Origin of the sequence: Ornithinimicrobium sp. F0845 (assembly GCF_023015765.1) — a bacterium.
Taxonomy (GTDB): domain Bacteria; phylum Actinomycetota; class Actinomycetes; order Actinomycetales; family Dermatophilaceae; genus Ornithinicoccus.
Window position 1 is genome coordinate 379,527 of the sequence record NZ_JALKAL010000002.1, and the last position, 14,476, is coordinate 394,002.

At 70.7% G+C, this 14,476-nt stretch carries 13 protein-coding genes; 4 read left to right on the forward strand and 9 right to left on the reverse strand.

What is annotated here, in order from left to right; all coding sequences use genetic code 11:
• Nucleotides 1-29: 29 nt before the first annotated feature.
• The 4 genes from MWU75_RS05050 to MWU75_RS05065 form a co-directional block, all read right to left on the reverse strand.
• Nucleotides 30-2,525 carry a polyribonucleotide nucleotidyltransferase gene (locus MWU75_RS05050; protein ID WP_247088654.1) on the reverse strand — a complete coding sequence of 832 codons (2,496 nt, stop codon included), beginning with the start codon at nt 2,523-2,525 and terminating at the stop codon, nt 30-32.
• Between the two features lie 176 nt (nt 2,526-2,701).
• Complete coding sequence (gene rpsO, locus MWU75_RS05055; protein ID WP_247088656.1) at nt 2,702-2,971, reverse strand: 30S ribosomal protein S15; 270 nt, start codon at nt 2,969-2,971, stop codon at nt 2,702-2,704.
• Nucleotides 2,972-3,123: 152 nt separating this feature from the next.
• Nucleotides 3,124-3,522, reverse strand: a complete 399-nt coding sequence (locus MWU75_RS05060; RefSeq protein ID WP_348647737.1) for a type II toxin-antitoxin system PemK/MazF family toxin — start codon at nt 3,520-3,522, stop codon at nt 3,124-3,126.
• Nucleotides 3,431-3,661: a hypothetical protein gene (locus tag MWU75_RS05065; protein ID WP_247088660.1), complete on the reverse strand. Its 231-nt coding sequence runs from the start codon at nt 3,659-3,661 to the stop codon at nt 3,431-3,433. Before MWU75_RS05065 ends, MWU75_RS05060 begins: the two co-directional genes overlap by 92 nt.
• A gap of 86 nt (nt 3,662-3,747) precedes the next feature.
• Between MWU75_RS05065 and MWU75_RS05070 the strand changes: the two genes are divergently transcribed.
• Nucleotides 3,748-4,470, forward strand: coding sequence for a PIG-L deacetylase family protein (locus tag MWU75_RS05070; protein WP_247088662.1), 723 nt, complete (start codon nt 3,748-3,750; stop codon nt 4,468-4,470).
• A 66-nt stretch (nt 4,471-4,536) separates the two neighbouring features.
• Here the strand turns inward: MWU75_RS05070 and MWU75_RS05075 are convergent, their stop codons facing one another.
• Nucleotides 4,537-5,370: a DNA-formamidopyrimidine glycosylase family protein gene (locus MWU75_RS05075; protein ID WP_247088664.1), complete on the reverse strand. Its 834-nt coding sequence runs from the start codon at nt 5,368-5,370 to the stop codon at nt 4,537-4,539.
• A gap of 65 nt (nt 5,371-5,435) precedes the next feature.
• Between MWU75_RS05075 and MWU75_RS05080 the strand changes: the two genes are divergently transcribed.
• On the forward strand, nt 5,436-7,319 hold the full coding sequence (locus tag MWU75_RS05080; protein WP_247088666.1) for a hypothetical protein: 1,884 nt from the start codon (nt 5,436-5,438) through the stop codon (nt 7,317-7,319).
• Between the two features lie 93 nt (nt 7,320-7,412).
• Nucleotides 7,413-7,799: a VOC family protein gene (locus tag MWU75_RS05085; RefSeq protein WP_247088668.1), complete on the forward strand. Its 387-nt coding sequence runs from the start codon at nt 7,413-7,415 to the stop codon at nt 7,797-7,799.
• A gap of 18 nt (nt 7,800-7,817) precedes the next feature.
• On the opposite strand, the gene ppc is transcribed toward MWU75_RS05085, so the two are convergent.
• A complete protein-coding gene (gene ppc, locus MWU75_RS05090; RefSeq protein WP_247088670.1) occupies nt 7,818-10,565 on the reverse strand; it encodes a phosphoenolpyruvate carboxylase in 2,748 nt (915 codons plus the stop codon).
• A gap of 101 nt (nt 10,566-10,666) precedes the next feature.
• On the opposite strand from ppc, the gene MWU75_RS05095 reads away from it, so the two are divergent.
• The gene (locus MWU75_RS05095; RefSeq protein ID WP_247088672.1) at nt 10,667-11,320 is read left to right on the forward strand and encodes a PepSY domain-containing protein; all 654 of its coding nucleotides are present in this window, start codon (nt 10,667-10,669) and stop codon (nt 11,318-11,320) included.
• 110 nt (nt 11,321-11,430) lie between these two features.
• Here the strand turns inward: MWU75_RS05095 and MWU75_RS05100 are convergent, their stop codons facing one another.
• From MWU75_RS05100 to MWU75_RS05110, 3 genes are all read right to left on the reverse strand, one after another.
• Complete coding sequence (locus MWU75_RS05100) at nt 11,431-11,937, reverse strand: DUF3830 family protein (RefSeq protein WP_247088674.1); 507 nt, start codon at nt 11,935-11,937, stop codon at nt 11,431-11,433.
• A gap of 92 nt (nt 11,938-12,029) precedes the next feature.
• A complete protein-coding gene (locus MWU75_RS05105) occupies nt 12,030-13,463 on the reverse strand; it encodes an amidase (protein ID WP_247088675.1) in 1,434 nt (477 codons plus the stop codon).
• Nucleotides 13,460-14,443: a D-2-hydroxyacid dehydrogenase gene (locus MWU75_RS05110; protein ID WP_247088676.1), complete on the reverse strand. Its 984-nt coding sequence runs from the start codon at nt 14,441-14,443 to the stop codon at nt 13,460-13,462. Before MWU75_RS05110 ends, MWU75_RS05105 begins: the two co-directional genes overlap by 4 nt.
• Nucleotides 14,444-14,476: the final 33 nt, after the last annotated feature.

Here is a 14,476-nt window from a genome sequence, read left to right on the forward strand (position 1 = left end):
GACCCTGCGAGGGTCAGCCCGCCAGCGGATCACTCCTCGGAGTTGCCCGCGTCGTTGCCACCGGAGTCGTTGCCGCCGCGACCACGGCCACCGCGACGGCGGCGGTTGCGACGCGGCCGGTCCCGACCCTCGGAGTCATCCTCGCCAGCCTCAGCGGCACCGCCGTCGGCGGGAGCCTCAGCGCCCTCGGGGGCGGCCGGCACGTGCGCCGGAGCCTCCGGGGTGGTCACGGCCTCGTCGATGGCAGGAGCCTCGGCGGCAACGGTGTCGCCGCCGTCGCCTGCCGCGTCGTCACCGTTGTCGGCGACGACCGCAGCCAGGGAGAGCTTGCCGCGCGGGTCGATCTCCTTGAGCTCGACCTGGACCTTCTGGCCGACACCCAGCACGTCCTCGACAGCGTCGATGCGCTTGCCGCCGACGAGCTTGCGGATCTCGGAGATGTGCAGCAGCCCGTCCTTGCCCGGGAGCAGGGAGATGAACGCACCGAAGGTCGTCGTCTTCACGACCGTGCCCAGGAAGCGCTCACCGATCTCCGGCATCTGCGGGTTGGCGATCGCGTTGACCGCCGCGCGGGCCGCCTCGGCCGACGGGCCGTCGGTCGCACCGATGTAGACGGTGCCGTCGTCCTCGATCGAGATGTCGGCTCCGGTGTCCTCCTGGATCTGGTTGATCATCTTGCCCTTCGGGCCGATGACCTCACCGATCTTGTCCACCGGGACCTTGACCGCGATGACGCGAGGAGCGTAGGGGCTCATCTCGTCGGGAGCGTCGATCGCCTCGTTCATCACGTCCAGGATGTGCAGCCGGGCATCGTGGGCCTGCGTCAGCGCACCGGCCAGCACCGAGGCGGGAATGCCGTCCAGCTTGGTGTCCAGCTGGATCGCGGTGACGAACTCGCGGGTGCCGGCGACCTTGAAGTCCATGTCACCGAAGGCGTCCTCGGCCCCGAGGATGTCGGTCAGCGCGGCATACTGCGTCTCACCATCCACGTCCACCGAGACCAGACCCATCGCGATGCCCGCGACCGGCGCACGCAGCGGCACACCCGCGTTGAGCAGCGACATGGTGGACGCGCAGACCGAGCCCATCGAGGTCGAGCCGTTGGAGCCCAGCGCCTCGGAGACCTGGCGGATCGCGTAGGGGAACTCCTCGCGGGTCGGCAGCACCGGCATGAGCGCACGCTCGGCGAGCGCACCGTGGCCGATCTCGCGACGCTTCGGGGAGCCCACGCGACCGGTCTCACCGGTGCTGTAGGGCGGGAAGTTGTAGTTGTGCATGTAGCGCTTGCGGGTCACCGGCGAGAGGGTGTCCAGCTGCTGCTCCATGCGCAGCATGTTGAGCGTGGTGACGCCCATGATCTGGGTCTCGCCACGCTCGAAGATTGCCGAGCCGTGGGCGCGCGGGATGACCTCGACCTCGGCGCTCAGCGCGCGGATGTCGGCCAGGCCACGGCCGTCGATGCGGACCTTGTCCTTGATGATCCGCTCGCGGATCAGCTTCTTCTGCACGGCGCGGTAGGCCGCGTCGAGCTCCTTGTCGCGGCCCGCGAACGGGGCGTCCGCCTCGACGTCGGAGTCACCGGCAGCGTCCCAGTGCAGACCGAGCAGCGCACCCTTCATCGCCGTCTTGATCTCGGAGATGCGGTCCTCGCGCTCCTGCTTGCCGGCGATCTGCAGCGCGGAGGTCAGGTCGGTGAGGACCTCTCCCTCGACGGCGGCGTAGGCATCGTCCTCAAAGTCGAGGAAGCGCGGAAACTCCTGCACCTCCTTGGCCGCGTTGGCGGCCAGCTCGGACTGCGCCTGGCACAGCGTGGCGATGAAGCCCTTGGCGGCCTCCAGGCCCTGGGCGACGATCTCCTCGGTCGGAGCGGTCTTGTTCAGGGTCTTGACCAGGTCCCAGGTGGCCTCGGTGGACTCGGCCTCGACCATCATGATCGCGACGTCGTCGCCCACGACACGACCGGCGACAACCATGTCGAAGGTCGAGCGCGCGGCGTCGCTGAAGTTGGGGAAGGCGACCCACTGGTCGTCGATCAGGGAGACACGGACACCACCGATCGGGCCGCCGAACGGCAGGCCCGAGATCTGGGTGGACAGCGACGCGGCGTTGATCGCCAGGACGTCGTACTGGTGGTCCGGGTTCAGGGACAGCACGGTGATGACGACCTGGACCTCGTTGCGCAGGCCCTTGGCGAAGGTCGGGCGCAGCGGCCGGTCGATGAGCCGGCAGGTCAGGATGGCGTCGGTCGAGGGGCGGCCCTCGCGGCGGAAGAAGCTGCCCGGGATCTTGCCCGCGGCATACATCCTCTCCTCGACGTCCACGGTGAGGGGGAAGAAGTCGAAGTGATCCTTCGGGTGCTTGCTGGCCGTGGTGGTGGACAGCAGCATGGTGTCGTCATCGAGGTATGCGGTGACGGATCCGCCGGCCTGCTTGGCCAGACGCCCGGTCTCGAACCGGACGGTGCGGGTGCCGAACGAGCCGTTGTCGATAACGGCCTCGGCGAAGGTGATCTCTGGACCCTCCATCGGGTCCTCCTTTTCTCTCATCCAGCAGCACGGGGCATCGTCGTTGTGCCCGGCTGTTTCGTGCGCGGCGGGAGCGGTGCCCCCACCGGCGGTGGGACGGACCCACCTGACGGGACGTGCCCGTCATACGCAAAAGAGCGGCTCCCGGGGTCCGGGAGCCGCTCCCCTGCGAAACTTCAGCGGCGCAGGCCGAGGCGCTTGATCAGCGCGCGGTAGCGCTCGACGTCGGTGTCCTCGAGGTAGCGCAGCAGGCGCTTGCGACGGCCGACGAGCAGCAGCAGGCCACGACGGCTGTGGTGGTCGTGCTTGTGCTGCCGCGAGTGCTCGGTGAGGTCCTTGATGCGCTGCGTGAGCATCGCGACCTGCACCTCGGGGGACCCGGTGTCACCCTCGACGGTGGCGTACTCCTCCATGATCTGCTTCTTCACAGCAGTGTCCAGCCCCATGGGCGACTCCTTTTGATCGTTGCGCGGCGCACCTGGGCTTGTCCACCAGGGCTCTCTGGATCCGCGGCCGGTCTGACGGCAACGACAAGAGTATCAGCGCGCCGACCTCCGGCGTTAATCGCCGAGTGCTGCGGTCGGGGCGGGCGCCCCGCTCAGTCCATGCCCAGGACGATCAGCAGCGCAGCTTCGACGGCACGAAGCTCGGCGGCGTCCAGCCTGCCGGCATACTCCCCCAAACGGACCTCCGGGTCGATCACCGTGAGTTGCTCGACCAGAACCCGCGTGCGCCGGCCGTCGATCTCGATCTCGGGCCGGAAGCTGGCCTCGCGCCTGCCGGTGGACGTGGGAGCAATGAGCCACGTCGACAGTGGAAGGTCGTCAGACTGCAACACGACTGCGAAGCGCTCGCCAGCCTGCTCGTGGCCTCGGGGTCCCTTCGGCGCTCGGAGCCTGTAGAGGTCACCACGCACGGATGGCGTCCATCTCCTCTGCCAGCTGACGCGAGGCCGCCACGTCCTCAGGATCGTTGCGTAGCGACTCCGCCTCGGCACGGAGCCGTGCCCGGCGCTGGGCCCGGGCGGCCTCGAGGATCGCGGTCCGGGCGACCTCGGACCGCGACCTGCCCTCGCTGGTCAGTGACGTCAGCGCGCGTTCCACGTCCGGGTCCGTGCGAATTGTCAGCGTACTCATACCACGAAGTGTATTACAAGCTGTCGTGCTGACGACTGAGATCTCCCCGCCGGGCACCTCGGCACGACATGCGACAGACTCCAGGTATGACGCTCGCCGAGTTCCCCGATGACTGGCAGTCCGCGCTGTGCGTGGTCGCTCACCCCGACGACCTGGAGTACGGCACCGCCGCGGCCGTGGCCGGGTGGACCGCCTCCGGGAAGTCGGTCAGCTATCTGCTGGCCACGCGCGGTGAGGCCGGGATCGACGGCATGCCACCCGAGGAGGCGGCGCCGGCCCGCGCCCAGGAGGAGCGGGACGGCGCGGCCGAGGTCGGCGTCGACCGGGTCGACTTCCTCGACTTCACCGACGGCGTCGTGGAGTACGGCCTGCCCCTCCGCAAGGCCATCGCGACCCACATCCGTCGCGTCCGCCCCGAGTTGCTGGTGACGGCCACGTTCGAGGAGTTCTTCCCCGGCGGGTTCGTGAACCAGGCCGACCACCGCGCCGTCGGTCTGGCGGCCCTGGACGCGGTGGCCGACGCGGGCAACCGCTGGATCTTCCGTGAGCTCCTCGATGAGGGGCTCGAACCGTGGGCGGGGATCCGCTACGTGGCAATCGCGGCCTCGACCCAGCCGACGCACTTCATCGACGTCACGGCGACCTTCGAGGCGGGCGTGGCCTCCCTCGAGGCGCACCATCTCTACAACGAGGGTCTTGGCCCGGACTTCCCCCCGCCCCGCGAGCTGCTGAACCAGATCCTGGGGATGGAGCACCTCCGGGACTACGGCGAGAAGGTCTGGGCCGCACAGGTGATCGACCGTCGCTGACCCATTCTTGGGAAGATAGGTACGCCCTGCGCGCATTCTTGGGAACGTTGTGCACGCCGGAGCCGATCACGTGCGGCGCTGGCAGTTGCCGCACCAGAACATGTTCCGACCGGCCACGACGCTGTGCCGCACCCGTGACCCGCACCGCAGGCACGGCTCACCCGTGCGCTGATAGACCGAGAAGTCACGCGGCACGTCCAGGGTCCGGGGCGCCTCGCCCGCAGCCACCGCGTCCGCAACGTCCTGCAGCACCTCGTCGCGCGTGATGATCCGCCCGGTGCGCACGCCCCACGGCATGAGCGCCGAGAGGTCCTCCCAGATGGTCTGCCACGTCGCCCGCTTGACCCGCACGCCAGGCGTGGACGGCTTGATCCGGTGCCGCCACAGCACCTCGCAGCGATAGATGTTGCCCACGCCGGCCAGCACGGTCTGGTCCATGAGCAGCTCGGCGATAGACCGGCGGGAGGCATGGATCTTGGCCCACGCCCGGTCCGGGTCCGACTCGGGCCGCAGCGGGTCCGGCCCCTGGCGCTCCACCAGTGCGGCGGCCTCCTCGGGGGTCAGCACCTCGCATGCCATCGGGCCACGGAGATCGGCGACGGTCCGCTCGTCCAGCAGCCGCAGCCGCACGACGCCGGTGACGGGCGGGTCCGGCTGACCCTCCACCGAGGACAGGACGAACGTGCCGATCAGCCCCAGGTGGACATAGAGGATCCGCTCCCCCTCGAAGTGCAGGAACAGCAGCTTGCCCCACGCGGACCCGCGCTCCACCACCCGGCCGTCCAGCAGCGCGGCACCCTCGGCAAAGCGCCCCTGGGGGCTGGTCACCGACGGCGACCCCCCGGCATACGCCTCCTGCAGGTCACCGGCCAGCCGGTGCAGTGTGTGTCCCTCGGGCATGACGACATCGTCACAGATGGCGTGGGCTGCGCGATCGGCGGTGCCCCTGAGGGATACTGCCGCCCATGACGACCACGGAGGCGACGCACGCCGACGCCCCGACGGCCGAGCAGACGCCGTGGCTCCTGCGCGACCCGATCCGCACCGGGTTCCTGGCGATCCTGCTGCTGATGGTCGCCGTCCGTTACAACATCCTGCGCGACAGCTTCTTCATCACCGACGACTTCATGCTGCAGAGCCGGGCGATGGAGCACCCGCTCGGCTGGGACTACCTCACCCGGGTGCACACCGGCCACTTCGAGCCCGTCGGCTTCGGCTTCATGTGGGTCCTCACCCACCTGGCGCCGTGGAACTGGAGCGCCGCCGTGCTCTGCATGCTGGTCGCCCAGGTGCTCGTCGCTGTTCTCGTATGGCGAATGCTCACCGAGCTCTTCACCCGGCGGGCGCTGATCCTGGTCCCGTTCGCGTTCTACTGCCTGACGCCCCTGACCATGCCCGCCTTCACCTGGCTGTCGGCGGCGATCATCTGGCTGCCGCTGACCGCGGCGCTGGCCGGCGCGGTCGCCAACCACGTCGTCTACCTGCGGTCGGGGAGGTGGGAGGACGCGGTCTGGGCGATCTTCTGGTACTGCTTCGGCCTGGCCAGCTTCGAGAAGATCGTCATCTACCTGCCGTTCATCGCGGTGCTGTCGCTGGCCGTCTCGCCCACCGTGCGGCTGACCGTGCGCGACATCTGGTCGCTGGCGCGCAGGACCTGGCTGGTCTGGGCCGGCTACGCGCTGGCCAGCGTCGTCTACCTGATCATCTACCTGGACGGGTCCTCCCGTGCCGAGGCGACGGCCGACCTCGTCGTCCCCACCGCCGAGCAGGTCACCGACTTCGTCTACCTCAGTGTCTTCCGGACGATGATCCCCGGCGCGCTGGGCGGTCCGTGGGACTGGCAGCCGGTCAGCTACGCCGGCGCGATGGTCGACTCACCCCGGTTCTTCGACTGGGCCTGCTGGATCATCGCCGCGGCCATCGTGGTGGTCTCACTCCTGACCAGGCGTCGGATCGGCAGGGCGTGGATGGCGCTCCTGGTCTATCTCGGGGGCTCGATCGCGGCCCTGGCGCTGGGCCGGGTCGCGATGAGCGGCTCGATGGCCGCGCTGGAGACCCGCTACCTCGCGGACACCGTGGTGCCCCTGGTGATCGTGATCGGCATGTGCCTGATGGCCCTGGACGAGGAGAAGGACGCCTGGCTGCCGCAGGGGCGGGTGTGGCTGGCTGCGATCCCCCGGCAGACCCGGCTCTGGGCCAGCGGCGTGGCCTGCGCGATCTGGCTCGCCCTGGCGCTGCACAGCGCCAACGGCTACGCCATCTTCAGCGCCGCCAACCCCTACCAGAGCTTCGTCGAGACGACCGAGGAGTCGGTGCGCGATCTGCCCGAGGGCACGCAGGTCTTCGACACCCAGCTCCCGGTCAGCATCCTCGGTCCGATCTTCGGGGAGTACAACCTGGTCAGCCGGTTCATCGCGCCGATCGCCCCGCCCGAGCTGCGCCAGGACATGGCGACGCGCGAGGCCTTCACGAACCCGGTGATCCTGGGCACCGACGGCACCTTCGTCCCGATGGGCATCGAGGGCTTCGCCTCTCCCCCACCCCTGGAAGGACTCTGCGGCTGGCAACCGGTCGACGGTCGGATCGCGGTCCCGCTGACCGACACGGCCTTCCCCTGGGACTGGGCCGTGCGGATCGGCTACCTCTCCGGCGGTGAGACCACCGGCACCCTGCGCCTGGGCAACGCCGCCCAGGAGGTCGAGTTCCACAAGGGCCTCGGCGAGGTGGTCGTGCACCTGGTCGGCGGCGGCTCGGAGATCGTCGTCGACGGCCTCGACCCTGGCGTCAACGTCTGCATCGGCGACGCCCAGGTCGGCAACCCTGTGCCCAAGCCGGCCGCGACGGAGTAGGGAAGCGCGGTCGACCCACGCGGCACGACCGACTCCACAGCTCCACGCCGTGATCCTCTTGACAGTGCGCCCGGCCGGGATGAACAGTGAACCGTGGCCCAGAGAGTCTTCCCCATCATCAACTGTGCCGACCTGCCGCGGACGCGACAGTGGTACGAGCGCGTCCTGTCCGGTGTCGTCGAGTACCAGTTCCCCGAGTCCGGGGAGCCGCAGTACCTCACGCTCCGCATCGGCGACGGACAGGTCGCACTCGGCAACGGCACCGCGCCGGCCCTGTACGGCGAGACTCCCCTGCCCGCGAGCGGTCACGCCGTCGACATCTGTGTCTACGTGCCCGACCTCGACGCGGTGACGTCGGAAGCGGACGCCGACGTGGTCATCCCTCCGGCCGACATGCCCTGGGGAGAACGCGTCAGCTATCTCCGGGACCCCGAGGGCACGATGCTGCTCGTGATCCAGGAGACGGACAGCAGCTCCTGACCACGGGGGACACGTCGGTCAGCCGGTGTTGCGTAGTCCGGCCGCGACGCCGTTGACGGTGATCAGCAGCGCCCGCTGCAGCTGGTCCTCCTCCTCGCTGCCCGCCTCGGGCTCGCGCAGCCGCCGCAGCAGCTCGACCTGCAGGTAGGAGATCGGGTCGAGGTACTGGTCCCGCACCGCCAGCGACCGCTTGAGCACCGGCTGGTCGTCGAGCAGGTCCTCCTCCCCCGTCAGCGCCCGCAGTTCGGTCACCGTCAGCTCGAACTCCTCCCGGATCGCGTCGAAGAGGTGGCGCAGCTCCTGCGGGACGAGCGTCTCGACATACAGCGCGGCGATGTCCAGGTCGGTCTTGGCGATGGTCATCTCGACGTTGGAGACCACGGCACGGAAGAAGTGCCAGTGCTCCATCATCTCCCGCAGCGTCTCCCCGTGCCCCGCCTCCCGCGCGGCCCGCAGACCCGACCCCACGCCATACCACCCGGGGATGATCTGCCGGGTCTGCGTCCAGCCGAAGACCCACGGGATCGCCCGCAGGCCGTCCAGTCCCTTGCCCGCATCGGGTCGCTTGCTGGGCCGGGACCCGATGTTCAGCGCCCCGAGCTGGTCGACGGGAGTGGCCGCCACGAAGTATGCCGGGAGGTCGGGGTGGTCGGTCAGCCGCCGGTAGGTCTGGTAGGCCGCCTCGGAGGCGTGGTCCATCACCGCACCCCATCGCTGCAGCTGGTCGGCGGTCGAGCGGGCGTCCCGGTGCAGGGCCGACGCGCGCAGCACCGCGGCCACGGAGAGCTCGAGGTTCTCCTTGGCCAGGGCCGGCAGAGAGTACTTGTCCGAGATGACCTCGCCCTGCTCGGTGAACTTGATCTCGCCCTCGAGCACCCCGCGGGGCTGGGCCAGGATCGCCTCGTAGGTCGGGCCGCCGCCCCGGCCGACCGACCCGCCGCGTCCGTGGAACAGCCGCAACCGGACATCGTGTTTGGCGGCCACGTCCCGCAGCGCACGCTGCGCCTGGTGGATGCTCCACTGGCTGGTCAGCACGCCGGCCTGCTTGTTGGAGTCGGAGTAGCCGAGCATCACCTCCTGCACGTCACCGCGCAGCCGGACCAGTTGCCGGTAGGCCGGGGCGCTGAGCAGGGCGTCGACCAGGCCGGCGGCGCCGCGGAGCTCGTCGACGGTCTCCAACAGCGGCGCGAAGCCGATGTGCGCGAAGGCGTCCTGCCCCTCGGAGGCGCCGTGCACGTCCAGCAGGCCGGCCTCCCTGGCCAGCACGGCCGCCGCGAGGATGTCGTCCGGTCCCTGGGTCATCGAGACGATGTAGGTCTCGATGACCTCCGGGCCGTAGGTCGCGACGGCGGTGCGGATCTCGTCGAAGACGGCCAGGGTCTTCGGTCGCGGCGCTGCCGGCGTGAGGAGGGGACGCGGGGAGGCCAGCTCAGCGGCGAGAATGGCCAGGCGCTCACCCTGGCCCAGCTCGGCATACGGCTTGTACAGCCCGCCCACCGCGTCCAGCATCTCCCCCACGGCCGCGTGGTGGTGCTCGGCGTGCTCCCGGACGTCGAGGGTCGCCAGGTGCAGACCGGTGCCGGCCAGGGTCTGGCTCACCCGGGCCAGGGCGCCGTCGGCCACGAGCCCGCCGCCGTGCTGCCGCAGGGAGTCCGCGACCAGGTCGAGGTCGTCGAGCAGCTCGCTGGTGCGGGCGTAGTCGCGGCCCGGCTCGTGCGGCGTCCCTCCGAGCACACGCCGCTGCGTGTTGAGCAGCTTGGCCTTGATGCAGGTGAGCTTGAGCCGGTAGGGCTCGGCCGCGTTGAGCTCCTTGACCCGCGGGTCCAGACCGGGCAGGTTGTCCAGGTCCTTGGCCAGGGAGGCCTCCAGCTCCGGCTCGACGTCCACGATCACCGTCGAGCTGGACAGCCGCGAGACGAGCACGTCGACCATGCCCAGCGCCAGCTTGATCGCGTGCTGGTGCTGGAGCCGGAGCACCTCGGCCGTGGTCTGCGGCGTGACATAGGGGTTGCCGTCCCGGTCCCCGCCGATCCAGGACCCGAAGCGCACGGGTGGCCGGCGGCGGTCGACCGGGACCTCGTGCTGGGCGAGGAGGTCGCCGAGGTCGCCGAGCAGGTCGGGGACGGTCTCGGCGAGCACCTCGTCCAGGTAGTACATCGCGTTGCGCGCCTCGTCCATCGGCGTCGGCCGGTTCTGCCGCAGCTCGTCGGTCTGCCAGATCAGGTCGACCAGCTCGGCCAGCCGCCGGTCCTGTCGGCGCCGCGCGACGGTCTCCGGCTCGGTCGTGGCGGCCAGTTCGTCGCTGAGCCGGCGGATCTTGGTGAGCACCGAGCGACGGCTCGCCTCGGTCGGGTGCGCGGTGAACACGGGTCGGACGTCGAGCTCCCCCATGGTGTCTCGGAGCAACTCGGCGCCACCGGCCGCCGCGATGTCGGCGACCGCCGTCTCCAGCCAGCCCTCCCCCTCGGGGCGGTCCGTCAGCGAGCGCACCCGGTGCACCTGCTCGGCGGCGTTGGCCAGATGGAAGTATGCGGCGAACGCGCGCACCAGATCCGTCGCCACGTCCAGGGGCAGGCTGCCGAGCAGGTCCCGGACCTCGGCCGCCGCCCCGGGATCGCCGGCCTGGCCGGCCTTGGTCTGCAGCCGCACCTGCTCCACGCGGTCCAGCAGCTCCTGCCCGTGGTGTCGCACCAGCGACTGGCCGAGCAGGGTGGAGACACGGCGCACGTCCGCGCGCAGTTCAGGGCTGATCGGGTCCTGGCTCACACGCCGAGCCTAACGACCCGAGGTTTCAGGCCGAATAAGCGCACGACCATGAGAGATCTTTCATGAGAATGCCTCTCACTTTGGCCTGCCACGATGCTGCCATGAGGAACTCACAGCGACTGACCATGACCACCGCTCTGGCCCTCACCATGACCCTCGGTCTGGTGGCTTGCGGCGAGAGCGAGCCCGACACCGAGACCCCCGGGGACGCACCCTCGGCCAGCGCGCCGGCAGAGACCGGCGCCGAGGACACGACCACGGATGACGCGGCCGGCGACACCAGCGCCGACGACGCGTCCGGCGCCACCGACGATGCCGCGGACGCGACGGGTGGCACCACCGGTGACCTGACCGCCACGGGGCTCGCCGCGATCGACACGGCCGAGGCAGAGACCGGCGGCACGGCATACGAGATCGACGACCTGGACGACGACGGCACCTGGGAGGTCGATGTGCGCGTCGACGACCACTCCGTCGAGGTCAAGGTCAGCGCGGACGGCGCCGAGGTCCTCCAGACCGAGCAGGACGACCTGGACGATGACGACCGCGCGGCGCTCGAGGCAGCGACGATCACCCTGCAGGACGCCATTGAGCTGGCCGTCTCCGAGGTCGGCGGCGTGCTCGACGACGCCGAGCTCGAGGGCGAGGGCAACGGCAACCCCCACCACTGGGAGGTGAGCGTCGACACCGACGAGCGTGACGACATCGAGGTGCTGATCAGCGTGACCGGCGAGGTCCTCGGCACCGACGGCTGAGCCGGCGCCCCACCAGCGACCGCGCGAGCCGCTCCAGCGCGAGGGCGCTATGTCCGGCAGTTCCAGGGTTCTGACCCTGCCACTGCCGGACATAGTGCACCGTGGCGGGTTCAGTCCTCGTGGGAGCGCGCGAAGGTCAGCGTCTCGCCCCGGGCCCCGCCCATCCACACGTCCTGGCAGGCGGCGGCCATCTCCGCCAGCCCTTCAGTGATCTCGCCGAAGACGTTGCCCGGCACCCACCCCTGGTCGCCGTTGATCAGCAGGTTGTTGCGGCCATAGAAGATCGCGAGGTCGATGATGCCGGTGGCGGCCCGGTGCTCCTCCTCGGTCTCATAGCCGTAGGCCGGGTTGCCCAGGTCGTCCCCGGAGAAGGTGAACCAGCAGACATCACCGGGGATCGGGGTGATGGTGGTGTTCTCCCGGCCCGGGTCGCGCTCGGCGAACGGCTCGTAGAGCCCGTAGATCTCGTTGCGCGCGTACTTGCCGTGGAAGACCGGCGCCGACAGCGGCAGCGCGTCCCAGACCGCCGACGCGGTCCGCGGAGCGGCCTCGTCCAGCAGCCGCGCCGTGCAGCTCACGCCGCGCTGCTCGAGGGTGATGGTGATGTAGCGGGCCATGGGAACCTCCGTGAGTGGGTGTGGCTACGTGCGAGGCTGGGGGCGGGTGGGGGGCGCCGGGGCGGTGAGCGCCGGCATCCGGCGGTATGCCGTCACGCCAGCAGGGTGGGCACCTCGCGGTGCCAGTGGGTCGCCCGTTCGTAGGCCCGACCGGCCCGCAGCGTCAGGGCGTCGGCGTGCCGTGGCCCGACGATCTGCAGCCCGATGGGTCTGCGGTCGGACGTGAGACCGCAGGGCAGCGACAGCGCGGGCTGCTGGGTCATGTTGAACGGGTAGGTGTAGGGCGTCCACGAGGTCCACAGCGTCGAGGGCCAGCCGTCCGGGGCGTCCTGACCCACCGGGAACGCCACGATCGGCATGGTCGGGGTCAGCAACAGGTCGAACTCCTCGTGGAAGGCGCCCATGCGCACGCCCAGGTCCATGCGCACCGCGGTCGCGTCCAGGTAGTCCGAGGCCGACACGTCGGTCCCCAGCTCGAGGATGGCCTGCCGCAGGCGGGGGTCGATCTGCTCGAGGGCGCCCTCACCGTAGTGCTCGACGACCTTGGCCGCACCGGTGAACCACAGCACGTGGAAGGCGTCCACACAGTCGGTGATCCCGGGGTCGACGTGCTCGACGTGGGCGCCCAGCTCGGCGAAGAGCTGCACGGCGGCACCGACCGCCGCCTCGACCTCCGGGTCGTTCGTGCCGTAGCCCAGCGTCGGCGAGTACGCGATGCGCAGCCCCGCGACGCCGTCCTCGATGCCGGCCAGGTAGGAGCCGGTCGGGCGGTCCAGTGCCGCCCAGTCCCGGGAGTCCGGCTGGGCGATGACGTCGAGCAGGAGCGCGGCATCGCGCACCGTGCGGGCCATCGGGCCCGCGTGGGAGAGCGTGCCGTAGGGACTGGGCGGGAAGAGCGGGATCCGCCCGAAGGTCGGCTTCAGGGCGACGGTGCCGGTGAACGAGGCGGGGATCCGGACCGACCCACCGCCGTCGGTGCCGACCGACCAGGCGCCCATGCCCAGCCCGACCGCCGTGGCGGCCCCGCCGCTGGAGCCCCCGCCGGTCAGCCCGGCGCCCCACGGGTTGCCCGTGGCCCCCTCGCGGATCGAGTCGGTGACACCCTTCCAGCCGAACTCCGGCGTGGTGTTCTTGCCCAGCAGGACGGCACCGGCCTCGCGCAGCCGCGCGACGCAGGGCGCGTCGGCGTGCCAGGGACCGTCCTGGTCGGTGAGGGTGCTGCCGCGCAGCGTCGGCCACCCCCGGGTCGGCAGCAGGTCCTTGATGGTCGTGGGCACGCCGTCGCTCGCGCTCTGCGGCGTGCCCTGCGCCCACCGCCGGGTCGACTCCCGCGCCGCAGCCAAGGCACCGTGCTCGTCGACCAGGACCATCGCGTTGACCGCGTCGTTGTGGGTCGCGATCGCGGCGAGCGCCGCACGGGTCGCGTCCTCCGGGGTGAAGTCACCGGCTCGGTACCCGGTGACCAGCTCCTCGGCCGAGGCCAGGGACAGGTCCCGACCCTCCGGCATACTGACCGCTCCGTTCACGAGGCACCTCCTGGCACGTAGCCCAACTGCTTGTCCACGACGTTCTCCAGCGGCTCGCCGGCCAGCCAGCGCTCGGCGTTGGCGACGAACTGGCGGGCTAGCGTGTCGCGCCAGCCGACGACGTCCCCGGACATGTGCGCGCTGATCACGCAGCCCGGCGCGTCCCACAGCGGGGAGTCCTGGGGCAGCGGCTCGGTCTCGAAGACGTCCAGCGACGCCCCCGCGATGAGGCCTCCGGCGAGCGCGGCGGCCAGGTCGGACTCGACGACGCTCGCGCCGCGGCCGATGTTGACCAGGTGCGCGGTCGGCCGCATCGCGCGCAGGACTGCGGCGTCGACGAGGCCGGTGGTGGCGGGGGTCAGCGGTGCGGCGTTGACCAGGTGGTCGCACCAGCCCACCTCGGCCGCCAGGGCGCCGCTGGCCACGACGGTCCCGAAGTCCGGGTCCCCCTCGCGGGCGGTGCGGCCGGCGCCCCGGACCTCCATCCCGACCGCGCGCAGCAGGCGGGCGATCTCGCGCCCGATGGCACCGGTCCCGACGACCAGGGCGCGCGAGCCGACCAGGGTGTGTGTCTCGCGGTGCCGCCAGAGCCGCTGCTGCTGCAGGCGGTGGCTCTCGTGGACGAGCTTGGCGTGGGCCAGGATGCTGGCCAGGACGAACTCGGCGATGGGGCGGTCGAAGGTGCCACGCGCGTTGGTGACCGTCACGTCCGAGTCGCGCAGCTCGTCGAAGAGAAGGCTGTCCACCCCGGCGGCCGCGACGTGGATCCACTCCAGGTCCTCGCAGTGCTCCCAGGCGCTGCGGACGGCGGTAGAGAAGAAGTCCCAGAGGAAGAGCCCCCGTGCCCCGCGCACCGCCCCGGCGAGGCCGTCGGCGTCGGTGAACCGGAGGTCGACCCGGCCCTCGAGGGGCTCCAGGTGGGGCGGACGGTCGTTGGCGTGCTCCCCCAGGACGACGATGAGCGGACGGGACCCTGACACGCGGCCAATGTAGCCGAAAAGCGTGTCCGATTG